The organism is Pseudarthrobacter sp. 01T43, assembly GCF_056398665.1.
The window spans coordinates 34786-57352 of record NZ_JBFTPV010000012.1; the positions used below are offsets into that span (position 1 = coordinate 34786).

A 22567-nucleotide genomic window follows, 5' to 3' on the forward strand; every position below is an offset into this window, starting at 1 on the left:
GGGGCATTCTCCTTCGTCGATCCATTGAATAACTTCATGCATATGCATGCACTAAGATCCACCATACCCCTCTTTTGGGCGGCGGGGCCCGCGATGTGACCCAACTATCACGCGGATTCCCCGGGCACAAAAAAGAAGCGGACGATCACTGGAACCCAGGGAGGTTCCGGCGGTCGTCCGCTTCTGTATTGGCGCGGAACCGTTTAGGCGGTGACGAGCTGACGGTCGTCGCTGCGGACGGTCAGTGTGAAGGTGTTGGGACCGCTGGCGTGGACCGCGATGCGGCATTTGGTGGTGTTCGCCTTGACCGAGAGGTCCTGCGCCGCGGCGTCGAGAGTGTGGTCAATGGAGGACCGGTCCCAGATTTTGAGGGATACGGAATGGCTGGATTCAAACGTCATTGTTAGTTCTTTCGCTCATGCAGTTGACGGCCGGGTCATCCTTGAATCGGCCGCATCCTCGTCGGTGAGGATTGCTGATTTAGAAGTGCGGGGCAACGAGGCCCCATAGCCATGGTTCACGGTGAGCCGGGGACTTGACAACCGTAGCGGCGAAAGTGTGATCGATTACACGTTCGTGTCGCATGCCTGTTACGCGACCGTTCGGCGTGCCGCGAACAGGACCGCCTGCAGCAGGTTGGCCTGCCGGTCCGGGAGGGGCCTGCCCTTCCAGGCGGCGTCCCCGGGAACCCGTTGACACCCCGTAGCACCGGGCGTATCGTACAACCAAATGGTTGTAGATAAGCTCAGTGATGCGGACGTGGACCGCCTCTTCCAGGCGCTTGCAGACGCTACCCGCCGGGACATCGTCCGGCGCGTGACCGTGGCGGAGTACTCCGTCTCCGGCCTTGCTGCGCTCTACGCCATGAGTTTCGCCGCCGTCCAGAAGCACGTGGCGGTTTTGGAGCGCGCTTCCCTGGTCACCAAGGAGAGGCGCGGAAGGGAGCAGATCGTGCGGGGCAACCACAACGGATTGCAGAAGGCCCGCCGGCTACTCGATGAGTATGAGGCGATCTGGCGGCAGCGCGCCGGACGGATCGCGGACATCCTGGCAGAAGGATAAGGAAGGTACGGCAATGCCTGTTATCAGTTCCACCAAGAATCTCGAGGCACTCAGCTTCTCCCTCGTCGCCGAGTTCGACGCCGCCGTCGAACGCGTCTGGCAGATCTGGGAGGACCCCCGCCAACTGGAGCGCTGGTGGGGACCGCCCACCTGGCCTGCAACGTTTAACGGGTTTGACTTCAAGCCCGGCGGAAAGGCCAGCTACGTCATGACCGGGCCCGAAGGCGAGAAGGCCGGCGGCTGGTGGAAGTTCACCGCCATCGAAGCCCCGCTGAAGCTCGAATTTGATGACGGCTTCGCGGACGACGACGGCGCCCCGGTGGACGCCCTCGGCATCACCCACGCAGCCGTGGACCTCGAGGACATCGGCGGCCGCACCCGGATGACCATCATGTCCACCTTCGAATCCGAGGAACAGATGGAGGAGATGGTCAAGATGGGCATGGAGGAGGGCATGAAGTTGGCGGCCGGCCAGATCGATGCCGTCCTCGCGGAGCACGCCCGAGCGGTGTAACAGCAGCTTTAACCGCAGGGATTGAGTCGGTTTAGCGGCGGCGGGGCGGTGGTGCAAGAATCAACATGAACCGCCGCCGTCGAGTCGAGGAGCGCCACATGTCCGAATTGCAGGATTATCTCAGCGAATGGGCCGAGCTGTGGGGCCGGGTCAGCGGGGCTGGGCCAGCCGCCGATGGTTCCGCTGTGCTCATCACAGCGGAAGCGGATGCCACCGCCGCGCGGGAGCAGGCGCAGGAGCGGGGGCTCTCGCCCATCGGCGAGCACGTCCTCCTGACTGCCATCACGGCCGAAGTTGCCGCAGCCCACGCCCTCCCGGAGGATGCCCAGGTGGCTTCGGCTCCCATGGGGGACTACGACGTCGCCGAGATCTCTGTGTTCGACCATCCTGTTTGCGGCGGGCGCATCAGTGTCGGCGAGGCTGCAGCGGTCATCGGCAACCTCCGCTTCGAAACGCCGCAGGACCGGGATGCTTACGAACCGGCTTTGCTTGCCACGCTCGCCGAGGAGGCCTTCCTCCATGGCGCCCACACGCTGATCCTCATCGTGGACCCGGACGAGGCGGACCGCTTTCTGGGGTCGGGATGGACGGCCGCCGGGCGTGTGCTGAGCTTCGGGCAGGCCTGACGGCGTGAAAGACGTAGGTGTGCAGCCGTGGGTGAAGAACTACCAGCCCGGGGTGCCGGCGGAGATTGAGCTGCCAACCGAGTCGCTGACGGCGATGCTGGAACGCTCCGTGGCCGAAGCCGGCACGGCTCCGGCGCTGGAGTTCTTCGGCCGGCGCACCAGCTACGCCGAGCTCGGAGAACAGGTGGACCGTGCCGCCGAGGGCCTCCGGCAGCTGGGTGTGCGGGCCGGCGACCGGGTGGCCCTGATCCTGCCGAACTGTCCGCAGCATGTTGTGGCCTTCTACGCGGTACTCCGCCTCGGCGCCGTGGTGGTGGAACACAACCCGCTGTACACCTCCCGGGAGCTCCGCCATCAGTTTGAGGATCATCAGGCCAGGGTGGTCATCGCCTGGGACAAGGCGGCCGCGGCTGTCCGGGACTTCCCGGCTGACATCGAGATCGACCACGTTGTCTCGGTCAACCTGCTGGCAGCGTTCCCCGCGCTGAAGCGCCTGGCGCTGGGCCTGCCCGTGGGGAAACTGCGCGAAACCAGGGCATCCCTGACCGCCCCGGCTCCCGGCACCATGCCGTGGAAGCAACTCCTGGGCCACGGCCGGATTGACCCGGCACACCCGCGGCCCTCGGTGGAGGACCTCGCGGTCATCCAGTACACCTCCGGGACCACCGGCAGGCCCAAGGGCGCCATGCTCACCCATTTCAACCTCTACGCCAATGCCCTGCAGGGGGAAGCCTGGATGCAGGGGGCCGAGTACGGCAAGGAAGTCTTCTACGCCATCCTGCCGATGTTCCACGCCTTCGGCATGACCCTCTACCTCACGTTCGGCATCCGCAAGCAGGGCCTGCTGGTGCTCTTTCCCAAGTTCGACACCGATCTGGTGCTCGCCGCCATGAAGAAGTCACCGGCCACCGTCTACTGCGCCGTCCCGCCGATCTACGAGCGCACCGCGATGGCGGCCAGGGAAAAGGGCGTCTCCCTGCGCTCTTGCAAGTACTGCATCTCCGGGGCCATGAACCTGCCGGACCATGTGGTGGAGCTCTGGGAATCCGTGTCCGGGGGCCTGCTGGTGGAGGGCTATGGCATGACCGAATCCTCGCCGGTGGCGCTGGGCAATCCTTTCCACCCAAGCCGGCGGCCGGGGACCATCGGCGTGCCGTTCCCGTCCACGCTGATGAAGGTGGTGGAAGTGGACGACCCCGCCACGGAGGTTGGGCCCGGCCAGCAGGGGGAGCTGCTCATTAAGGGCCCCCAGGTATTCCGGGGCTACTGGAACAACCCGGAGGAAACGGCAAAGACGCTGACTGCGGACGGCTGGCTGCGGACCGGCGACATTGTCACGGTCGATGCGGACGGTTTTGCCACGGTGGTGGACCGGGCGAAGGAGCTGATCATTACCGGCGGGTTCAACGTCTCACCCAGCGAGGTGGAGTCCGTCCTGCGGCTCCACCCGGATGTGAAGGACGCCGCCGTGATCGGTAAGCCGCTGGAACGGGGCGGCGAGCTGGTGGCCGCAGCCGTTGAGCTTGAACCCGGCACAACACTCGATGAAGAAGCCCTCCGGGCCCATTGCCGGGAACATCTGGCCGGCTACAAGGTGCCGCGCCGGATTGTGGAAATCAAGGACATGCCCCGCTCGATGCTCGGCAAAATCCTCCGAAGGCAGGTCCGGGATCAGGTGCTTCCGGAGCTTTAAGCAACCGGAACCCACGTCTCTGGGGACCGGGGCTCAAGTCTTCATGACATAAAGTAAGGGCACGACGCCGGGAAGTCCCGCGCGTCGTGCCCTTGGCTTTTGTTCGTGGTTTTACTTGGTGACCGCGAGTCCGGTGTCCCAGTTGAAGTCGGCGAACGCGGGGTTGGCCTGCATGGTCATGAGGACGAACTGGAAGCCCTCGAGTTCGCGGGAGCGCTTGAGCGGACCCACCACCAGCGGGCGCATGCCGGCGGCGCTGACGAAGCTGCTGACCGCCTGGTTGGCGTCCGTGTTGTCACCGGCGATGAAGACGTCCAGCGGCTGGCCGGCGGACTCGCCTGCCACCAGCGTGCCGGCGAAGGTGGTGTTGAAAGCCTTGACCACGTTGGCTCCGGCCGGGGCCAACGCTGCGATTTCTTCGGCGGCCGAGGAGCCGGGCTCCACCACCAGGGAATCGAAGGTTTCGAAGTTGACCGGGTTGGTGATGTCCAMGATGGTCTTGCCGGTGAGTTGCTCGCCGTACGCGGTGACCACTGATTTGGCGGCGTCGAACGGGACCGCCAGGATCACGATGCCGCCCTGCGGCGCGCTCGCCGTGGTGCCGGACGTGACGTTTGCTCCGAGTTCGTTGGCCAGTGACTGCGCCTTGGCGGCGTCCTGGCCGAGGATCTCGACGTTCTTTCCTGCTGCGAGGGCGCGGGTTGCGATGCCGCGGGCCATGTTGCCGTTGCCGATGATCGTGATGTCAGTCATGGTGGTCTTCTTTCCGAAAAGGCGGGCGAGGAGGGTTTTCATCAGATTCTGTTCTGCTGGAGGATTACTACTTGAAGCTACAACTAAATATATGCCCATTAAGTTGAAGTGTCAAGTATTTCTTCAGCAAACTTCCAACCCATTTGCCGCGTATGCCGCTCGTGCTTCGGGGCCGTGCAGGAATTCGCGCAGCGCCGCGGTTCCGGCGGCCCTGGATGCGGTGCCCAGCGCCGTCGAGAAATATGTGTATTCCTGAATGGCCTCCGGAAGCGGACCAATGATGGTGGCCTCCGGAACGAGGATCAGCTCACTGAGCTGGTGGATGGCGAGGTCCGCGCGGCCATCCAGCAATGCCGCCGCAGTCGGCCCCGAATCAACCACGGTGGCCTTGGCTGTGACCTGCTCCGCAATCCCCAGCCGTTCCAGCAGTCCGGCGAAGTAGATGCCGCTGGGTCCGCTGCGGGAGTAGGCCACCGAACGGGCGCTGGTCACCGCGTTGATGAACGCGTCCACCGTGCTGATGTCCGGAGCCGGAGTGTCCGGCGGAACTGCCACGCCCACTCCCGTCCGGGCGACGGGCCTGGTGTCCGTCACGATATCCGCTGCGGCAAGGCCGGCCAGGGTGCCCGCGATTCCCACGATCACGTCCGGACGGGCGCCGGACTCGATCCTGGTCAGCAGCCGGAACGTGGGCTCGAAGACCGCCTCGACGTGGGGGCCGCCCGCCGTGCTGTATGCGGGAAGGATGGTTCCCTCCATGGCCTGTTTGAGCGCAAACGCGCAGAACAGCGAGAGGGGCCGGGAGTCGTGGCTGGCAGCTGGAGTATCCATCGGGGTCCTAGGGGTAGTCAAAGCGGTACGCGAGTTAAAGCAGTGCGTGCTCCCTTAAGACTTACCCTGCGGTAGCCCGCGCTGCGATTTATGAAGGCGGCCTTTGGCGAGCCATCGAACGCCGGAGCCCTGTGATCATTGCACTAACCTGTGGATGCGGCTCGGCTGGACCGTTGACCGTGAAGCGTCGCTCGATCTCATGGTGGACAACCGGTGTTTCCTGCTGGCTGCATAGCCGTGCCTGCGCCGCCCCTATGCTTGGGGGATGGCAAGTGTTGACCCCCCTGAACAGCAGACCAGCCCCGCAGCGCACCGGGATCTGGCCGTCGCCATCCTTGATGTTTCCTTTGAAGTGCGGCGCAAATCCCACGAGGGCACCGGCGTCCTGCCGCTGTCAAGTGGACTTCTTGACATTGTGCGCGTCATCGAGCGGCACCCCGGCATTACGGTGGCTGAAGTGGCAGCGCGGCTGGGGCGGCAGCTGAGCAACGTGAGTGCGCAACTGCGGGAACTGGTAGCCCTGGGGCTGGTGACCCGCACCCGCGACGCGGCCGACAAGCGGTACGTGGTGCTGCACCCCACGCCCGAAGCCCTGCGCATCAGGACTGTCCTGGAGGGGGCATGGGCTGAGGCCCTGGCGTCGGCCAGCTCCAGGCTGCTGCCGGCGGAACAGGCGCAGATAGCTGCCAGCCTGCCCGCCTTGGAACGGCTGGCCTGCATCCTGGCAGAACCCGAGTAGGCTGCCGGGCGCTGTCGAGCGTGGGCGCTGAAGTAGTTATGCTTGTATAAGTATTACTACTTCAAAGGGATGGAAACAGCCGTGGCGACTCAGCTGGCAAGTGCGGAGACTGAACAAAAAATAAGCGGGAAAAGCGGGTGGGGGGCATTGGTCTTCCTCGCACTGGCGCAGTTTATGGTGGTGCTCGACGGCACCATCGTGAACCTGGCTCTGCCCCGTCTCCAGATCGAAATGGGAATCAGCGATTCCACGCGGTCCTGGGTGGTGACGGCCTACGCCCTCGTGTTCGGTGCCTTCCTGCTTCTCGGCGGCCGGATCGCTGACTTCTGGGGACGCAAGCGGACGTTCATCGTGGCGGCTGCAGGCTTCGGAGTCGCCTCCCTGATCGGCGGCCTTGCACAGGAACCCTGGGAACTGATCAGCGCCCGCGCCCTGCAGGGTGTCTTTGCGGCGCTTCTTGCCCCGGCGGCCCTGGCGCTACTGACCGTCTCCTTCCCCGGCGGCAAGGATCGGGGCACCGCGTTTGCGATCTTCGGTTCCATCAGCGGTGTTGGTGCTGCGGCCGGCGTCCTGCTGGGCGGCTTCCTCACCGACTACGTGTCGTGGCGCTGGTGCTTTTTCGTGAACGTACCCATCGCCCTGATCGCACTGTTCGGCGTTGTCAGGATGGTCCGCGAAAGCAAAGCCGAAGGCCCCTCGCAGTACGACTGGCCCGGAGTGGTCCTCGCCGCCCTCGGCCTGGGCTCCCTCGTTTACGGTTTCACTAACGCCGAGCACGGCTGGGGAACGCCGGAGGCCTGGGGCTTCATCCTCGCGGGCGTGGCGCTGATGGTGCTGTTCGTCGTCGTCGAGAAGAAGGTCAAGCACCCGCTCCTTCCGCTGCGAGTGGCAACCGAACGCAACCGCGCGGCTGCCTTCCTGGCCTCGTTCCTGGCCGGAGCCGTTCTCATTGGCGGCATCCTGTTCATCAACTACTACATCCAGATTGTGCTCGGTTTCGCACCGTTCATCGCGGGCCTCGCCTCCCTCCCCATGACAGTGGTGCTCATTGTCACGGCGGCCATCGTGGCCAAAAACCTGCCGAAGCTGGGCGCGAAGATCCCCACCGCCGTCGGGCCTGTCTTTATCGCTGCAGCTATGCTCTGGCTGACCCGGGTCAGCGCGGAGGGCACCTACCTGGTGAATATGCTCCCCGCCCTGATCCTGATGGGGATCGGCCTGGGCATGGTCTTTGTGCCCATGCAGAACCTCGCGCTGTTCGGTGTGGCCAACCACGACGCCGGCGTGGCCAGCGCGCTCGTGAACGCCACGCAGCAGATTGGCGGCTCGCTGGGCATCGCCCTCTTCAGCACCATCGCCGCCGCAGCAACCGCAGCTGCGGCGGGAAGCAGCCAACTGGCGGCGCTGTCCACCGGCTACTCGTCCGTGTTCCTGTGGGCTGCCGGAGTTGCCATCCTGATCACTCCGCTGGCACTGCTGCTCATCACCATCACCAAAAAGACGTTCAGCGGCAGCGACTCGAACCAGCCGGTCCACCTGGGCTGACACCCCAGGATCTCAACACCAAAGGCCGACGACGGCGGGAGCCTCCCGCCGTCGTCGGCCTTCCTGTGCTGGTGCATCAATCGTCAGGTTGGTCTGGCGGCGGATCGATCCCCGGATTGTTCGGTGGCGGGGGCTGGGGCGGGGCCGGAGGGCCGGGCGCGGGCGCGGGCGCGGGAGCAGGCGCGGGCGCGGGTCCGGGCGCCGGAGCAGGAGGAAGGGCAGGGGCCGGGGCAACAGGCGCCGGAGCTGGGGGTGGCTCCGGTGCAGGCGCGGGTGCCGGTGGTGCTGGCGCCGGGGGAGGAGCGGGGGCTGGTACAGCGGGCGCCGGCGGCGCAACCCAGGGCGCAGCGGGAGCGGGGGTGTACGACGGTTTCATCATGGATGCCGGTGGCGGCGGGAACGGGTTTGCCGGATACAGCGGAGCCGCCTGCAGCATGTAATTGACCCATTGCGGCCCGGCAATCATCCAGCCATCGAGCCGAGGGTAAAAGGTTCCATTGATGGTGACGTTCTGGCCGGAACGTTTCTGGCCCTCCAGCGCATCACCAAAGAAGGACGCGGTGACAAGGCCGGACGTGTAGCCCACCACCCAAGTGGAGCCGTTGTTGTTCGAGGTGCCCGTCTTGGCAGCAGTTGGCATCTTGGTGTGGATCTTGGGGTTGATCCAAAAGCCGGAGCCCTTGACCAGCACATCCTGCAGCACCGAGTTGACGCCGCGTGCCACGTCAGGCTTCACCGCGTCCCGGCAATTACTGGGCTGGGCCGGAAGCTTGCCTCCTGTTGCGTCAGTGACATCCACCAGCGCGGCGGGACTGCAGTACTTTCCGTCGTTGGCAAAGGTGGCGAAGGCGTTAGCCATGTGCAGCGGCGCCACACCGGTGGCGCCCAGCAGGTTGCCCAGCTGGTGCATGTTGATCTGGGCGCCATCCAGGCCACTGTGAAGGCCCACGGTGTCCACCATCTTCTGGATGCCGCAGAAGTCCAGTTGGGCGGCGGTTGCGAACGTGGCCGTGTTGATGGAGTTGTACAGGCCATAGTTGATGGGCATGGGGCGGTAAAAGCCGTCCTCGGCGTTCTGCAGGTCATCCGCAGCGCCCTGTTCGGGGTTGTTCTGGGCCGTGCTGTAGGCGCCCAGCACTTTTCCGCAGCTGGACCGCCACGGGAACCCCAGCGGGTACACCCGCCGCGAGGCGTCCACCACGGCTGTGAGGGACTTGCCTTCGTTGAGCCACTCCGCGAAAGTAAATGGCTTCATCGTTGACCCGGGCTGGAAGCCGCCGGCGCCGTTGAGGTCGTTCCCCTGGGGATCCTTGGCGTCAACATTGAAGTTCAGTTGGGTGTCGAATTTTCCGTCAGCCGGCAGGAATACCGTGTTTTGCGCCATTGCCAGGATCTTCCCCGTGCCCGGCTGGACTGAGACGAGTGCCGCGCCCCAGTGGTCCGGGTTGGCGCCGGCCGTGCCATCCACCTGCGCCTGGGCTGCTGCCTGCAGCCTGCTGTCCAACGTGGTGGTGATGGTGAGGCCGCCGCGGTAGAGCCTCCTCTGCCGCTCGATCAGGCTCGAACCATAGGCGGGATTGTTGAGGATCAGGTGCGAGACGTAATCGCAAAAATAGGGCGCCATGGCTGCGTTGGCGCAACCTTGCCGCTCCGGAGTGATCTTGAGCTCGATGGGGGTGGCCGCAGCTTCGTCGTGCTGGGCCTGGGTGATTTTGCCGTGTTTGAGCATCTCCGCGAGTACCTGGTTGCGGCGGGCCATCGAATTCGCGGGATTGATTGCAGGATTGTAGAAGGTGGGGCTGTTGACCAGCCCGGCCAGCAGCGCTGCCTGCGGGAGGGTCAGGTCCTTCGCCGTGGTGCTGAAGAAATACTTGGCGGCCGCTTCCACTCCGTACGCGTCACTGTTGAAGAAAACAATGTTCAGGTAGCCCTCAAGGATCTGGTCTTTGGTGAACTTCTTTTCCAGTGCGACGGCCAGCTTCATCTCCCGCAGTTTGACGCCCATGTCCTTCTGGCCGCTGAGGATCACCTCGTCCCGTTTGTCCTGGGACAGCCGCGCTTCGTTGACGACATTGGTGACGTACTGCTGGGTAATGGTGGATGCCCCTTGCTGCCCGCCGGAAGTCACATTGGAAACAAGAGCCCGCACAATGCCCTGGGGGTCGATGCCGGCATGTTCGTAAAAGCGGTTGTCCTCGATCGCTACGATGCCGTCCCTGATGTACGGAGACATGTGGTCCAGCGGAACCCTGACGCGGTTTTCGGCGTAGAACGTGGCGATCGTCTGACCATCCGCGGTGAGCACCCTGGTGGTTTGCGACGGCGGCTGGACGGTAAGTTCTGCGGGGAGGGCGTCAAAGAAACCGATGGAGGTGCTGACCCCGAACCCCGCGGCTGCCACGGCGGGCACCACCAGGCTGGCGGCTAACACGCCGCACAATGCGCTCGCGGTGAAGAACCCGAGGATCCTTACCAAGGTCCTGGCTACACGATGCCCGCGCTTCTTTTTCTTCGCCATTTATCAGCCCTCAAGCTCGCGACGTGTGAACAGGATACGCCGCGGAGCGTGTGGCAACCAGATGTAGGCCGAACTGATAGCAAAGCCGCAATGTCGTCGACGAAGAATCCATTTTTATCCTTGTGCACCGATAGTTACCGATATATCGTTAACTATCGGTGATAGGTTCACCGGCAGATAATTCGACAACGTATGAAGGGAAGATGCCACCATGAAAGGCATTCACGATGACAAGTTTCTGGAACCGTCGTTCGGGCGCGGAAAGTTTGAGCGCGGAAGGGGCCAGCGCGGCCCGCACGGGCACCGCGGCGCAGGGTTTGGCCCGGGATTCGGACCGCGCGGAGGATTCGGACCGGGATTTGGCCCAGGGTTCGGGCCGGGCGGAGGTTTTGGTCCCGGCTTCGGGTCAGGTTCCCGGCGGGCCGGCAGGGGAGACGTCCGCTGGGCGATCCTGTCGCTCCTGGCCGAAGCCCCTTCGAATGGCTACGGCCTGATCAAGACCATCGCAGAGAAAACCTCCGGGGCATGGCGGCCCAGCCCCGGTTCCGTTTATCCAACGCTCCAGCAGCTGGTGGACGAAGAACTGATCACGCCGCTCAGCGAGGGCCGGCGCACGGACTTCACCCTCACCGACGCCGGCAAGGCCTACGTGGCCGAGCACGCCGAGGAACTGGCGAACGCGTGGAACACCGAGGCCGAAGGGTCAGGGCCGGCATTCCACCAGAGCGTGGGAAAGCTGATGGGCGTTATCCATCAATTCCGGAGTGCCGCAACAGAAGAGCAGCGCACTGCGGCAGTGGAAAAGCTGGACGAAACCCGCCGGGCGCTCTACCGGATCCTGGCCGATTAGCCAGGATCCGGCGTCGTGCGTTGTCTCGAGTGCCTAGTTCGTGGTGAACGGCAGGACGAGCCGGGAGCGGTGGGCGGCGTCGCGGTAGATCTTGTGGGTGACGGGCCGCCCCACCGGCAGGTGGAAGGCATCCGGCGGCAGCAGGGCGTTGTGCTCGTCGGCAAGCGGCTCGTCGTTGGACAGCTCCACCACCAGGCGGTGGCCCGGCTTGAAGGTGTTGGCGAACGGGTACAGCCGCAGCACGTATTCCTCGATCTCCCCCGGCTCCACCGGCACTGAACGCGTGTGCGGGTGGTACGGGTTGCCCTCGGTGGTGCGCTCGTCGAGTTCGCGGTGTGAGGCCTTGAGGTAACCGCTGGTGATGAGCTGGCGCTTGCCGTTAGGGGCGTAGTCCCAGAGCCGCATGATGAAGTTGGTGTCGGGCTGGTCGATTTCCGCGAAGATATGCGCGGCACCCGTGCCGATCAGCTCCGTGGCCGCCTCGAACGTCTCGGTGCTCCAGGACAGGATCTCCACCTTGTCCGTCACCGTCAGCGGCGCCTGGTAGAACCCGTCCGGGGCAGCGTATTCGGCCGCCATCGGCTCGGACTCTGGCGACAGCTTGCCGCGCGGACGCAGGTACAGGGACTTGTACTCAACATCCTTCGGCGGCCACTGGTCCGCCGTCACCACCTCGCGGGAACCCTCAACGAAGACGCTCACGGGCGGCTCGTCCATCACGCCGTTATCGATGCCCTTGATCCAGTAGTCGTACCACCGGAACATCTTCTCGTGCTCCTCAATGAAGGGGCGCGACTGCATAGGCGGGTAGGGGCCGATGTCCAGCTTCTTGGGGCCCTTGAGCGCGTCATACAGCTCGATGGTGCCGTCCAGGGTCCAGCCGCGGCCCTGGTCGAGCTGCAGGTAGACGGGGATGTCGATGTTCGGGGCCAGCGTGATCGGATTGCGCTCTTCGTACCAGTCGCCGTCGAGCTCATTCATCACGATGTCGAACCAGGCCTCGTGGTTCTTCGGGTAGTGCAGGACATGGACCAGGTTCGGCCACGCTGCGACGTCCGGGTCCTGCAGGCGCTCGGCAACGAGCTTCTTCAGCTCCTCAGGGGAGTACTTTTCGACCATGCGGGACTTGACGTTGTCCGTGAATGCCCAGCCGGAGTCGCCGCCGCGGCCCTCGCGGGCAGCGCGCGGCATAAACCACATGACGCCGCCGTGGTAGGTGGTCTCGTAGAAGTCGTAGTGGCCGCCGGAGACGAAAATGGCCTTCAGGTGCGGCGGGCGTTCGGCAGCGGCAAGTACCTGCATGGAGCCGAAGTAGGAGATGCCCACCATGCCCACGTTGCCGTCGCACCAGGGCTGCTCGGCTACCCATTCGATGAAGTCGTAGGCGTCCTGGCCCAGGGAAACGCCGCCGGCGTTGTAGTTGCCGATGTGCTCGCCCCCGGAGGCGCCGGAGCCGCGCAGGTCGCCTATGACGTGGACGTAGTCCTCCTTGACGATCCGGGCGATGTCACCGGCCTCGATGCAGCCGTCCCACATGGGGCTTGGGCGCCGCTGCGGCGGAGTGGTCAGGGCGAGGGCCTGCAGTTCCTTGCCGTAGGGGCTCAGCGCCACCAGGGCAGGGCGCGGCTTGTCGTCGGTGCCCTGATAGGCGTCTGCGGCGAGTTCGACGCCGTCGCGCATGGGGACCCGCAGGTCCTTGCGGACGGCGATCTTTTCGCCACCGGCATTCACTAGCTGGAAGTCATCCACGAGTGCTTATCTCCTCATCTTCGGTCAAACGGTCGAGCGTTGTGCGGTACCCATGCAGCGTTGTGAAGAACGGCGACGGTTCCAAGGTGGGGTCGCCCGTGTAGCCAAGGTCCTCGGCAACGCGGGCGAACGGTGAATACGGCGAATCCGATTCCTGCAGTCCTTCGTCCAGGCAGCCGCAGGCCGCGTCCTTGACGCGGGCCTCGATCGCCAGGCTGCCCTGCAGCGCTTCCCGGGCCTGATCGGCGTCGAGCTCCACACCGTACGCAGTGCCGTCCGCGCGGCGGTACGGGTGTCCAAGGTAGAGGTGCCGCGGACGGATCTCGTCGCTGAGGTACTGCAGGCTTGTGCGGTAGCCGGCCGGGTCCACAAATCCAGGGAATCCGTTGGCTGCCCCGTGGACCTGGACAGCATCGCCGACGAACACGTCGTTTTGTCCGTCAATGACGTAGGCAACCGAGCCGCGCGTGTGGCCCGGAATCGAGTGGACAGAAACGGTGACGTCCCCGCCGAGGGAAATGGTCTCGCCGCCCCGAACCAGCATCGTTGGCTCCATCTCGCCGGAGATGACCGCGTTGGTGGCCGCAGTCAGCTTGGCCTCGCCGTCCGGGTCATCCACATACTGTGCCCGCCCGGAAAGGTATTCGTCCACGTGGGCCCGGCGTGAGCGGAGCATCGGTGCATCGGCCTCGTGGATGACCACCTGCGCACGCCGACCGGTGAGCTCCCACAGCGCGTGTGCGCCGCCGATGTGGTCGATGTGGCCGTGGGTGAGGAAGATCCAGCGGACGTCCTCGATCCGGCGGCCGATCCCTTCCAGTGCCGGCACCATGCCTTCGGCGGGCGAGGAGGCGATCCCCGTGTCCACGATGGCAGGCTCCGGTGCATCGATGAAGAAACTGTAGAGGCCGAAGCGGCCCCACGGGGAGACCAGGGGATGGACGGCGACTGATCCGGTCACTGCCCGGCCCTCGCGTGCAGGAAGCCGGCTGCCTCGCGGAAGGGCCGGTAGAACTCGGGGATCCAGGAGAAGTTCTGAACGAAGCCGTGGTTGGCTCCGGCGTAGCGGCTGACCGTGGCGTCCACTCCGGCATCCCGCAGGCGCTGGGCGTAGAGCTCGCCTTCGTCCCGCAGGGGGTCGTGCTCTGCCGTGATGATCAGGGCCGGCGGCAGGCCAGTGAGATCTTCGCGCTTGATGGGGGAGACCAGGGGGTCGGCCGGATCCGCGCCGCTGTCGAGGTAGAAGGCGTTGAAGGGCTTCAGGCCCGCAGTTTCGAGTCCATACCCGACGGCGTTCTCCCGCATTGAGGGGTACCGGTCTTCGTCGAAGTCCAGGTCCACGGACGGGTAGAACAGAATCTGGTGCGTGACGCCGTCGAACCCGTCGTCGTGGGCCTTGGCGGCGACGGCGGCGACAAAGTTGCCCCCGGAGCTGTCGCCGCCGATGGCCAGGTTCTTCCCGTCCCAGCCCAGGGTATTGCCCTGTTCGGCGGCCCAGCGGACCACCGCGTAGCAGTCCTCGAGACCCGCCGGGAAAGCCGCCTCCGGGGCCAGCCGGTAGCCCACGGAGATGACCTTGAAGCCGGTCTCCTTGGCCAGTGACCGGGCAACATGGTCGTGTGTGTCCAGGCTGCCCAGGAAGAACGCGCCGCCGTGGAAGTACACCAGCACGCCGTAGGCGTCGGACTCGGCCGGCGTGTAGATGCGGACGGGCACCGCACCGGATTTGGTCTCTGCCGTGACGTCTTCGACGGCGTGCAGCGGCAGCCGCTCCGCGGGCGGGGCTACGTGTGCAGCCTCGCCTGCGCGCATCGCGGCAGGGTCAAGCGGCGAGCCGTCGGGCGCCGGGATAGTGGCGAGGATCTTCGCAATTTCGGGATGGATGGTCATGGCGTTCAGGCCTGCGCTGCGGCCGCAGGCTGCTGGGACTTGGGCTTCTGGCCGGGGAAGACGTCGTTGACTTCTTCCTCGCTCCAGCCCTGGCGGGAAATACGCTGCAGCTCGTCCGTCACCGGCTTGCGGGTCGACTGGAACAGGGCCAGCGCCTCCTTGACCGAGTGGGCTTGGGCCAGCGCGTCGGCAAGTGCTCCTGCGTCCTCAATGGCGGAGTTCGCGCCCTGGCCCTGGTGGTGCAGCATGGAGTGCGCCGCATCGCCCATGAGGACAACGGAGTCGGTATGCCACGTGTCGACGGGGTCGATGTCGTAGACGGCTCGGATGTTCACGGTGTCCATGTCCAAGCCCCGGGTGATGGCCACGATCCGCTCGTCGAAGCCTTCCACGGTCTTCAGGAGGTCTTCCTTGGTGATGGTGGGCGCCCAGGTGCCGTCCGGGTTCAGCGCGGTGATGTCAAAGGACATCTGGTTGCGGTGGCGCAGCGGCAGCAGGTAGACCTTGGTGCCCTTACCGATGTACATGCGCAGGTTGTCGTCGGTCACCATGCCGTGGGCGTCGTCGGCGGAGATCACCACGCGGTAGGCGTGCTCGCCGGAGAACACCGGGCCGTTGTCGCTGAAGAGCTGCTCGCGCACTGAGGACTTGATGCCGTCGGCACCGACCACGAGATCGGCCTCGGCGGTCTCGCCGTTGGCGAAGGTCAGGACGGAGCGGCCGCCCTTGTCTTCAATGGTCTCCAACCTGTGGCCGAGCTTTACCATGCCCTCGGGGAGCACGCTGAGGAGGGCCTCGATGAAGTCGCGGCGGTGGATGAGGTACGTGTGCTTCTCTTCGCCGAATTCCGGCCAGGTGTCCTTCATGATGGGGTCACCGGTGGCGGTAAGGATCTCGAAGTAGTCGCTTGCCGAACTCACGTTGGCGATCGCGTCGAAGATCCCCCACTGGCGGAACCGGGCCATGGTGGCGGGACGCAGGCCGATCCCGGCACCGACCTCGCCCATCTGGGGAGCCTGCTCATAGACCTTGACGTCTGCACCGAGCAGGCTCAGGGCCTTGGCCGCGGCAGCGCCGCCGTAGCCTGCGCCGATGATGGCGATCTTGAGGTTCTTGATGTCTTCAGCCTTCATTGGATAAGTCTCTTTCGTGAGCCAGACGGCGCCTGGAGGGGTAAGTTGTGGTGTTCTGTACGGGGGTCAGGCGTGGAGCGACAGGAAGTCGGCCGGGTTGTCCTCGAGCAGGAGTTTGAGCGTGGCGTCGTCGATGCCGGCAGCGCGCATGTCCGGGATCATGTCCTCGAAGATGTAGTTGATGGTGTGGCCCTTGACGCCCGGCCAGCCCAACGGGCTGCAGTTGGCGTCGGCCGAGACCAGGAGTTTGTCCGCATACCCCTTGTTGACGAGGTTGACGAAGTGCTCCATGCGTTCGGCGCGCTTGCGGCCCCAGAACGGCGGATCCGGCAGCTCGAGATCGTAGCCGAAGGTGTCGAAGCCGATCCGGCCGCCCTGCTCGTAGATCCAGTCGTGCGGGGTGATCGGAGCGTTCAGGCCGTCGTCGGCGTGGCCGAAGAGCACCCGGTCCAGTGAGAGGCCCTCTTCGTTGAAGATGCTCACGGCCGGTTCGGGGTCGATGGCCAGGTGGGTCAGGATCGGGGCGCCGGTGACGACGGCGGCACGGGCCGCGGCACGGTAGATGCGCTTGTCGAGGTCGGTCATCCGTCCGCCCCGGCTCACGCCCACCTTGATGACGCCGGCCTTGGCACCGGTGTTTCCGATGCCCACGGTGATCTCGTGGATGAAGACCTTCGCGAGGTAGTCCACGGTGGCGCGGGAGAAGTGCGGGAGGGCGGTGTCGCCGCCAACGAAGCCGGTGCAGGCCACGATGTGCACGCCCGTCTTGCGGGACAGGGACTTGTAGTAGTCGACGTCGCGGCCGTTGCAGATGCCGGTGGCGTCCACGAAGGTGCCGCCGCCGTATTCGCGGAACTTCCGCAGCTTCGGCACGGTTTCCTCGTACGCCTGTTCCGGCGTCTTCCACCATTTTGTGTCCAGTTCGGACCCGGGCATCCCGTAGCCGATGTGTTCGTGGACCGCCACGATTTCCAGTTCTTCGGCCGGGATGGTTCCCAGCACGGTGTTGACCTTGGTCATTCGTTCACCTCAGAGGTTCGAAAGCTTGTGATGTGGGGGCTGGTGGGTGCTTAGCGCACGGTCAGCAGGTTGCGCGGGTTGTCCTCAAGGACGCGCCGGGCGTCTTCGTTGCTGAGGCCCTGTGCCTTGAGGAAAGGCACGAACGTGGTCATTACGTGGCTGTAGGGCAGGTTGTACTCCGGCAACCCCTTGGCAACGCCGATCGAGTTGCCCGACAGGATGATCTTCTCTGCACGGCCGGCTTTGACCAGCTCAAGGACCAGTTCGGCGCGCTCCTGGTCGGTGAGGTAGTCCGCGTGGTCGTTCAGGCCCACGTGGTCGATGCCCACGAAGGCCCCGCGGGCCGCCACCTCGACGGCCGAGCCCTTGGCGTCCCGGCGGTCAAGGTCGCCGACGAGCACCCTGTCGGCCCCGATCTCCTCGTCCAGGACGATGTCCAGATCGTGCAGGACGTCCGCGCCGAAACGGATGGACACCGGCACACCAGTGTTCTTAGCGGCGCGGGCGGATCCGCGGAACAGGCTTTCTTCAGTCGGCGTCATGCCGGCGCGGTCGGCGACGGTGGCGACGATGCCGGCGGCAGCACGCCGCTCGACCCGGGGGACCACCATTCCCTCAGTGACCTCTTTGCCGAAAAGATCGGCAAACTTCTCCGCAGGCCACGGGGTGGGCGGGTTGGTTTGCGGGGTCAGGAAGTAGCCGCCGAGTTCTTCCTCGGGGCCCAGGCCGGTGGAGGCGACGATGTGGACGCCAGTGGAGCGGGAGAGTGCTTCGTAGAGCTTGAGGTCGCGGCCGTGGAACATTCCGGTGCTGTCCACGATGGTCTTACCGCCGTGGTCACGGAACTCATGGAGCTTTGCAGCGAGGACCTCGAAGATCTCCGCCCGGTCCATGGAGATGTCCGGGGCGTACTGGGCGCCGGGGAGTACTGACAACAGGGCCTCATGGACCGCGACGACGCCCAGTTCAGAAGCAGGGACGGGACCCAGGACCGTGTTGACGGTTGGCCCGGCTGGGGCATGGAACGCATCGCCGGTAGCGACGGGTGTGGTGTGACTCATTTGGCTTCTCCCTTGAAGATGGGGGCTGAATGCAGGGGCGCCGCGGAGTCCGGTCCGTGCCGTGGCTCCGTTGCAATGTAGCCAGCATCACATATTTCTATACAGAGTGTCAAGCAATTGAACGCAACGTATTGATCCATACGCTTACGATTCCAACGTGAAGTAGACACTCTTGACATTGTGTAAAGCTTGGCATCAGACTGTGGGGAGCGCCACATCTATCCGGAAACAAGGGAGTTTCATCGATGAACCAGACCATCCCAGTACCGAGCCGCGGCTCGGTTCGGGCCACCTTCGTCGCCGCCTACAGCGCGGTCACACTGGCACAGATCACCAACGCCCTGCCGGGAGCCCTGAGCGGCACCTTCGCAGTGGAATTCCACACCTCGGGTGCCGGCCTGACCTGGATTGCCGGCATGTTCCTGATGGGCATTGTCGTTTTTGAGCTCAGCTGGGGACTCTTGGGCGACATGTTCGGACGCAAAAAGCTGCTCTACGTCGGCGCTGCGGTCAGCGTTATCGGCTCTGTGTTGGCCGCGCTGGCGCAGACCACCGAAACGATGATCTTCGCGCAAGCGGTTGGCGGCATTGGGGCGGGCATCCTGTTCCCCATCTCGCTGTCCATGATCGCGGCGATCACCCCGGACCACCGAGCCCGGGCGAAGGTCATCGCGACCTGGGCCGGGTTCCTGTCCCTTGGCGCGGTGATCTCGCCAGTGCTCGCGGGCTTCACGGCGCAGTTCTTCACTGTGCCGGGGGCTGCTCCGGGTGCGCCCAACGAGTTCAGCGGCTGGCGGGCGGCCTACCTGGTTGCCGCCGGCATTGCAGTGCTCGTGCTCCTCGTCGCCCTCCGGGCGAAGGACTCCGCGGCCGCCGAAGGGCGCAAGCTGGACCTGCCCGGCCAGTTCACACTGGCACTTGGCCTCATCGCCGTTCTTTATGCCACGGTGACAGCGGTGGACGCCGGCTTCGGCAGCGCCCAGGTGATCGCCAGCTACATCGCCGGCGTTGTCCTCCTGGTCGCCTTCGTGGTCATTGAATCACGCACCGCGGAGCCACTTATCCACCTGTCCCTGTTCAAGAACAGCGCCTACTCGATCACCGGCATTGTGGCGGTCACGGGCATGTTCGCCTTCCTCGCGATCTGCTTCAGCACAAGCGTCGCAGTCAGTGGACTCGCCCTGGCCGAGACCTGGAAGATCGGCGTGCTCTTCGTCTTCATCCAGGGTCCCGCCTTCGCCTTCATCCCGGTGGTGGGATGGCTCATCCACCACGTGGCCCCGCGCTGGGTGCTCACCGCGGGCTTTACACTCATGGCCGTCGCCGGCTTCTGGCTCTCCACCTTCGCCCTCGGCACTCCCGAGGCTTTCGGCGGCACTCCGTGGACTGCCTTCATTCCGCCGCTTCTGGTGCTTGGCATCGGGTTCGCCCTCACCGTCGGGTCAGTCACTGCCGTAGCCATCAACACCGTCCCGCCCCGGCAAATCGGTATGGCTTCGGCAACAACTAACCTGCTGCGCGATCTCGGCTTCGCCCTCGGCCCCGTTGTCGGCTCAGCGATCGCCTTCGGCATCGGCGCCACCGCCTTTGCCGGACCCCTTGCCGGGATCCTTAGCGGTGCGGGCCTTCCGGCGGAAGTCGTCAGCGGGCTTTCAAACGTGCCACCTCTGGGATTCCTCTCCGGCTGGGACGGCGTCATCGCCCAGTTCACCGGCCAGGCAACGGCCGGCGGCGCACCGGCCCAGGCTGTCGACGGTATGGTCAAGGCCCTGGCCTCTGCCCAGCCCCAGATCCAGGGCGTCGCGGGGACTTCCCTCGGCCAAGGCTTCCAGGCTGTGTACTTCGCCGCCGGCATCGCTGCAGCGCTGTCTGCCGTTCTTACCCTCTTCATCTCCGCACGGTCCTCGGCTCCGTCGGCTGATGCCATAGCCGAGACCACCGAAGCCAACGCTGAAGCCGTCGCCTAAGACTCACGGCCCCCGGCTCCGACCCACCACCTACTATCCGCAAGGAGAACACCTTGACTGCCCCCATCGAATCTGACATCGACATCTGGGATGACGCCATCCTCGTTGATCCCTACCCCACCTACGCCGAACTCCGCGAGCAGGCTGCAGTGGTCCACCTCCCCAAGAATGACCTCTACGTCCTGACGCGCTACGGCGTCATCCGCGACGCCCTCGGCGATCCGGAAACCTTCTCGTCCACCAGCATCGGGTTCAACCCCATGGTGAACGAAGCACTGCAGGGCACCTCGCTGGCCTCCGACCCGCCCGTGCACACCCAGCTGCGGGCGACGCTGTCGCAGAACCTCACCCCCCGGGCGCTTCGCGGACTGAAGGTGGTTATCGACGAAAAGGCTGACAAGCTCGTCGCCGAGCTCGCTGACAGCGGCAGCTTTGAGGCCATCGATTCCCTGGCCCGGGCCTTCCCGATCGAGATCGTTGCCGACCTCATTGGGTTCCAGGGACATGTCAAGGACAACATGCTCCGGTGGGGCCAGGCCGCCATGCAGGTCATCGGCCCGCTGAACCAGCGCACCCAGGAGAGCTTCCCCATCGCTGGGGAGCTATATGGCTGGTGCTCGTCGGTCACCGCCGAAGACCTCGCCCCCGGCTCCATCGGCCGCGGAATCTTCGACGCCGAAACCCGGGGCGAGATTCCCGAAGGCGCCGCAGGGCACATCATCCATCAGTACCTCGGTGCCGGCGTCGATACGACCATCGCCTCGATCGGGAACATCGTTGCGCTGTTTGGGCGCCACCCGGAGCAGTTCGACATGGTCCGGGCGAACCCGGAACTGGTGCCTGCAGCGTTCGCCGAGGTGCTGCGCTACTGGGCGCCGGTCCACATTTGGGGCCGCAAGGCAACCCGCGATGTGGAGATCGACGGCGTGACCATCCCCGCCGGCGCGCAGGTGGGCATTCTGTTCGGCGCCGGGAACCGCGACCCGCGGCACTACGAAAACCCGGACACCTTCGACGTCGCGCGCAACCCCGTGGATCACCTGTCCTTCGGTTACGGCCCGCACGGCTGTGCCGGCCAGGGGCTGGCGAAGCTTGAAGCGCACGCAGTCATCGAGGCCCTAGCCCGCCGGGTGCAGTCGCTGACCATCGGAGACGAAGTGAGGGAGCCGAGCAACATCACCCGCAGCATCGAGAAGCTCGAGGTCGTTAAGGTCGTGGCAGCATGAGGATCGAACTGGACCGGCCACGCTGCGAAGGACACGGCCTCTGCGAGGAAGCTGCTCCTAAACTGATGCACCTTGATGACGACGGCGAGCTGGTCATCGATGTCGTGGACGTGGACGGGGCGGAGCTGGATGCAGCGAAGGCCGCCGTCAGGATCTGCCCTGTGGCCGCCCTGCGATTGGCCGCGGCATGACCATGCGCCGGATCGTGGTGGTCGGCAACGGCATCGCCGGGCTCACGGCGTGTGACTCGCTGCGCTCCGCCGGCTTCGACGGTGAGCTGACCGTGGTGGGCGCGGAGCGGCACCAGCCCTACAGCCGGCCCGCCTTGTCGAAGGCACTCCTGCACGGGGACGACCACCTGCAGGCCCATGAGCTGCCGCAGCCGACCCACGAAGCTACCGAGCTGCTCGGCGTCAGCGCAACGGGCCTCGACATTGAGGCCCGGCTGGTTCGCACGGACGGGGGCGGTGAGCTGCCGTATGACGGCCTGGTCATCGCCTCCGGCTCCCGGGCGAGGCGCCTCGGGCCCGTGGAAGGAACGGCAGGGGCACATCAGAACGGCTCCTTCCGGGAGCTCACCCTGCGCACCATCGAGGATGCGGTCCTGCTCAAGGAACTGGTGGCGTCGCGTCCTTCGGTGATCGTCATCGGCGGCGGACCGCTCGGCATGGAGGTCGCCTCCGGGTGCCTGCACATGGGCTGCGACGTCACCATGGTCTCCGACGTGAGGCCACTGTCCCGGCAGCTCGGTGACCATCTGGCCGGGATCTTCACGTCCGCCGCCATCCGGCGCGGCCTCAAAGTGGTGGGGGGAGGGAAGGCGCGCCTCGCGGCCTCCGACGGCGGCCCGCGGGTTGTCCTGGCTGACGGCACCGAACTTGAGGCGGACCTCGTGGTCACCGCCATCGGTGACGAGCCTAATACCGGGTGGCTGGCTGGTTCCGGCCTGGTCACTGACGGGTCGCTGCGCGTCGATTCCCGCGGCCGGCTCCGGCCGGACATTGTGGCCGCCGGTGACGTTGCCTTCTTCCCCACCCATCGCGGAGTGCAGCGCGTTCCCTTGTGGACCAGCGCCATTGACCAGGCCAAGAGCGCCGCCGTCGGACTTCTCCAGGGCGATGCCGCACCCGAGTTCAGCTTCCAGCCGTACTTCTGGACCGAGGGCTTCGGCCTGTCGCTCAAGGCGGTGGGCTTCACCCCGGTCATCGGCTCGCCCGATTACGCCGAGGCGGGCGAGGGGGCGGCCTCGATGCTGCTGCGCTGGGACAGCGAACTCGGCTCCGGCACAGCCGCGGCGATCAACTACCGGATCCCCGTCCCGAAACTGCGGCGGCTGGCGAATGCCGGCCCGGAAGCGCTCCAGCGGACCGTGCCGGCGGGTGTCTGATGT

Annotated in this window: 21 protein-coding genes; 11 read left to right on the plus strand and 10 right to left on the minus strand. The window is 65.3% G+C overall.

Translation table 11 applies throughout. The features are described from left to right. Positions 1-203 precede the first annotated feature (203 nt). A complete protein-coding gene (locus tag AC1DIM_RS12275) occupies positions 204-401 on the minus strand; it encodes a hypothetical protein (protein ID WP_477710766.1) in 198 nt (65 codons plus the stop codon). A 328-nt stretch (positions 402-729) separates the two neighbouring features. Here AC1DIM_RS12275 and AC1DIM_RS12280 point away from each other — a divergent pair, with 328 nt between their 5' ends. The 4 genes from AC1DIM_RS12280 to AC1DIM_RS12295 all read left to right on the plus strand — a co-directional run bounded on the left by AC1DIM_RS12280 (position 730) and on the right by AC1DIM_RS12295 (position 3895). Further along, positions 730-1062, plus strand: a complete 333-nt coding sequence (locus AC1DIM_RS12280) for an ArsR/SmtB family transcription factor (protein ID WP_477710767.1) — start codon at positions 730-732, stop codon at positions 1060-1062. Between the two features lie 13 nt (positions 1063-1075). Beyond that, positions 1076-1576, plus strand: a complete 501-nt coding sequence (locus tag AC1DIM_RS12285) for an SRPBCC family protein (protein WP_477710768.1) — start codon at positions 1076-1078, stop codon at positions 1574-1576. Positions 1577-1674: 98 nt separating this feature from the next. Continuing rightward, positions 1675-2202: a hypothetical protein gene (locus AC1DIM_RS12290; protein ID WP_477710769.1), complete on the plus strand. Its 528-nt coding sequence runs from the start codon at positions 1675-1677 to the stop codon at positions 2200-2202. A gap of 4 nt (positions 2203-2206) precedes the next feature. Further along, positions 2207-3895, plus strand: coding sequence for a long-chain-fatty-acid--CoA ligase (locus AC1DIM_RS12295; RefSeq protein ID WP_477710770.1), 1689 nt, complete (start codon positions 2207-2209; stop codon positions 3893-3895). A 111-nt stretch (positions 3896-4006) separates the two neighbouring features. Here the strand turns inward: AC1DIM_RS12295 and AC1DIM_RS12300 are convergent, their stop codons facing one another. Both AC1DIM_RS12300 and AC1DIM_RS12305 read right to left on the minus strand, forming a co-directional pair. Continuing rightward, complete coding sequence (locus AC1DIM_RS12300; RefSeq protein WP_477710771.1) at positions 4007-4648, minus strand: NADPH-dependent F420 reductase; 642 nt, start codon at positions 4646-4648, stop codon at positions 4007-4009. Between the two features lie 123 nt (positions 4649-4771). After that, the gene (locus AC1DIM_RS12305) at positions 4772-5479 is read right to left on the minus strand and encodes a molybdate ABC transporter substrate-binding protein (RefSeq protein WP_477710772.1); all 708 of its coding nucleotides are present in this window, start codon (positions 5477-5479) and stop codon (positions 4772-4774) included. 265 nt (positions 5480-5744) lie between these two features. On the opposite strand from AC1DIM_RS12305, the gene AC1DIM_RS12310 reads away from it, so the two are divergent. Beyond that, a complete protein-coding gene (locus AC1DIM_RS12310; RefSeq protein WP_477710773.1) occupies positions 5745-6218 on the plus strand; it encodes a MarR family winged helix-turn-helix transcriptional regulator in 474 nt (157 codons plus the stop codon). A gap of 81 nt (positions 6219-6299) precedes the next feature. Beyond that, the gene (locus tag AC1DIM_RS12315; RefSeq protein WP_477710774.1) at positions 6300-7763 is read left to right on the plus strand and encodes an MFS transporter; all 1464 of its coding nucleotides are present in this window, start codon (positions 6300-6302) and stop codon (positions 7761-7763) included. 76 nt (positions 7764-7839) lie between these two features. Here the strand turns inward: AC1DIM_RS12315 and AC1DIM_RS12320 are convergent, their stop codons facing one another. Beyond that, complete coding sequence (locus AC1DIM_RS12320) at positions 7840-10281, minus strand: transglycosylase domain-containing protein (protein ID WP_477710775.1); 2442 nt, start codon at positions 10279-10281, stop codon at positions 7840-7842. Between the two features lie 211 nt (positions 10282-10492). Here AC1DIM_RS12320 and AC1DIM_RS12325 point away from each other — a divergent pair, with 211 nt between their 5' ends. Then, on the plus strand, positions 10493-11131 hold the full coding sequence (locus AC1DIM_RS12325) for a PadR family transcriptional regulator (protein WP_477710776.1): 639 nt from the start codon (positions 10493-10495) through the stop codon (positions 11129-11131). Between the two features lie 33 nt (positions 11132-11164). Here AC1DIM_RS12325 and AC1DIM_RS12330 read toward each other — a convergent pair whose 3' ends face one another. The 6 genes from AC1DIM_RS12330 to AC1DIM_RS12355 all read right to left on the minus strand — a co-directional run bounded on the left by AC1DIM_RS12330 (position 11165) and on the right by AC1DIM_RS12355 (position 17984). Then, positions 11165-12880, minus strand: a complete 1716-nt coding sequence (locus AC1DIM_RS12330; RefSeq protein WP_477710777.1) for a CocE/NonD family hydrolase — start codon at positions 12878-12880, stop codon at positions 11165-11167. Beyond that, a complete protein-coding gene (locus AC1DIM_RS12335; RefSeq protein ID WP_477710778.1) occupies positions 12873-13841 on the minus strand; it encodes an MBL fold metallo-hydrolase in 969 nt (322 codons plus the stop codon). The genes AC1DIM_RS12330 and AC1DIM_RS12335 overlap by 8 nt, the downstream gene beginning before the upstream one ends. Further along, positions 13838-14770: an alpha/beta hydrolase gene (locus tag AC1DIM_RS12340; protein WP_477710779.1), complete on the minus strand. Its 933-nt coding sequence runs from the start codon at positions 14768-14770 to the stop codon at positions 13838-13840. The genes AC1DIM_RS12335 and AC1DIM_RS12340 overlap by 4 nt, the downstream gene beginning before the upstream one ends. A 5-nt stretch (positions 14771-14775) precedes the next feature. Beyond that, positions 14776-15903 carry an FAD-dependent oxidoreductase gene (locus AC1DIM_RS12345; protein ID WP_477710780.1) on the minus strand — a complete coding sequence of 376 codons (1128 nt, stop codon included), beginning with the start codon at positions 15901-15903 and terminating at the stop codon, positions 14776-14778. Between the two features lie 66 nt (positions 15904-15969). Next, positions 15970-16923, minus strand: coding sequence for a phosphotriesterase family protein (locus AC1DIM_RS12350; RefSeq protein WP_477710781.1), 954 nt, complete (start codon positions 16921-16923; stop codon positions 15970-15972). Positions 16924-16973: 50 nt separating this feature from the next. Beyond that, positions 16974-17984 carry a phosphotriesterase family protein gene (locus AC1DIM_RS12355; protein WP_477710782.1) on the minus strand — a complete coding sequence of 337 codons (1011 nt, stop codon included), beginning with the start codon at positions 17982-17984 and terminating at the stop codon, positions 16974-16976. Positions 17985-18229: 245 nt separating this feature from the next. Here AC1DIM_RS12355 and AC1DIM_RS12360 point away from each other — a divergent pair, with 245 nt between their 5' ends. Genes AC1DIM_RS12360 through AC1DIM_RS12375 form a run of 4 tightly spaced genes read left to right on the plus strand, consistent with a single transcriptional unit; the run spans position 18230 to position 22564 of the window. Beyond that, complete coding sequence (locus AC1DIM_RS12360; RefSeq protein ID WP_477710783.1) at positions 18230-19951, plus strand: MFS transporter; 1722 nt, start codon at positions 18230-18232, stop codon at positions 19949-19951. Between the two features lie 53 nt (positions 19952-20004). Continuing rightward, on the plus strand, positions 20005-21177 hold the full coding sequence (locus AC1DIM_RS12365; RefSeq protein WP_477710784.1) for a cytochrome P450: 1173 nt from the start codon (positions 20005-20007) through the stop codon (positions 21175-21177). Continuing rightward, positions 21174-21368: a ferredoxin gene (locus tag AC1DIM_RS12370; protein ID WP_477710785.1), complete on the plus strand. Its 195-nt coding sequence runs from the start codon at positions 21174-21176 to the stop codon at positions 21366-21368. Before AC1DIM_RS12365 ends, AC1DIM_RS12370 begins: the two co-directional genes overlap by 4 nt. Continuing rightward, complete coding sequence (locus AC1DIM_RS12375) at positions 21365-22564, plus strand: NAD(P)/FAD-dependent oxidoreductase (RefSeq protein WP_477710786.1); 1200 nt, start codon at positions 21365-21367, stop codon at positions 22562-22564. The genes AC1DIM_RS12370 and AC1DIM_RS12375 overlap by 4 nt, the downstream gene beginning before the upstream one ends. The last annotated feature ends 3 nt before the right edge of the window (positions 22565-22567 follow it).

Coding starts and splice junctions, on each gene's coding strand:
- AC1DIM_RS12325 (WP_477710776.1), top strand. CDS start 10,493: ATGAAAGGCATTCACGATGACAAGTTTCTGGAACCGTCGTTCGGGCGC.
- AC1DIM_RS12290 (WP_477710769.1), top strand. CDS start 1,675: ATGTCCGAATTGCAGGATTATCTCAGCGAATGGGCCGAGCTGTGGGGC.
- AC1DIM_RS12275 (WP_477710766.1), bottom strand. CDS start 401: ATGACGTTTGAATCCAGCCATTCCGTATCCCTCAAAATCTGGGACCGG.
- AC1DIM_RS12305 (WP_477710772.1), bottom strand. CDS start 5,479: ATGGATACTCCAGCTGCCAGCCACGACTCCCGGCCCCTCTCGCTGTTC.
- AC1DIM_RS12310 (WP_477710773.1), top strand. CDS start 5,745: ATGGCAAGTGTTGACCCCCCTGAACAGCAGACCAGCCCCGCAGCGCAC.
- AC1DIM_RS12340 (WP_477710779.1), bottom strand. CDS start 14,770: ATGACCATCCATCCCGAAATTGCGAAGATCCTCGCCACTATCCCGGCG.
- AC1DIM_RS12360 (WP_477710783.1), top strand. CDS start 18,230: ATGAACCAGACCATCCCAGTACCGAGCCGCGGCTCGGTTCGGGCCACC.
- AC1DIM_RS12350 (WP_477710781.1), bottom strand. CDS start 16,923: ATGACCAAGGTCAACACCGTGCTGGGAACCATCCCGGCCGAAGAACTG.
- AC1DIM_RS12345 (WP_477710780.1), bottom strand. CDS start 15,903: ATGAAGGCTGAAGACATCAAGAACCTCAAGATCGCCATCATCGGCGCA.
- AC1DIM_RS12280 (WP_477710767.1), top strand. CDS start 730: ATGGTTGTAGATAAGCTCAGTGATGCGGACGTGGACCGCCTCTTCCAG.
- AC1DIM_RS12370 (WP_477710785.1), top strand. CDS start 21,174: ATGAGGATCGAACTGGACCGGCCACGCTGCGAAGGACACGGCCTCTGC.
- AC1DIM_RS12285 (WP_477710768.1), top strand. CDS start 1,076: ATGCCTGTTATCAGTTCCACCAAGAATCTCGAGGCACTCAGCTTCTCC.
- AC1DIM_RS12320 (WP_477710775.1), bottom strand. CDS start 10,281: ATGGCGAAGAAAAAGAAGCGCGGGCATCGTGTAGCCAGGACCTTGGTA.
- AC1DIM_RS12355 (WP_477710782.1), bottom strand. CDS start 17,984: ATGAGTCACACCACACCCGTCGCTACCGGCGATGCGTTCCATGCCCCA.
- AC1DIM_RS12375 (WP_477710786.1), top strand. CDS start 21,365: ATGACCATGCGCCGGATCGTGGTGGTCGGCAACGGCATCGCCGGGCTC.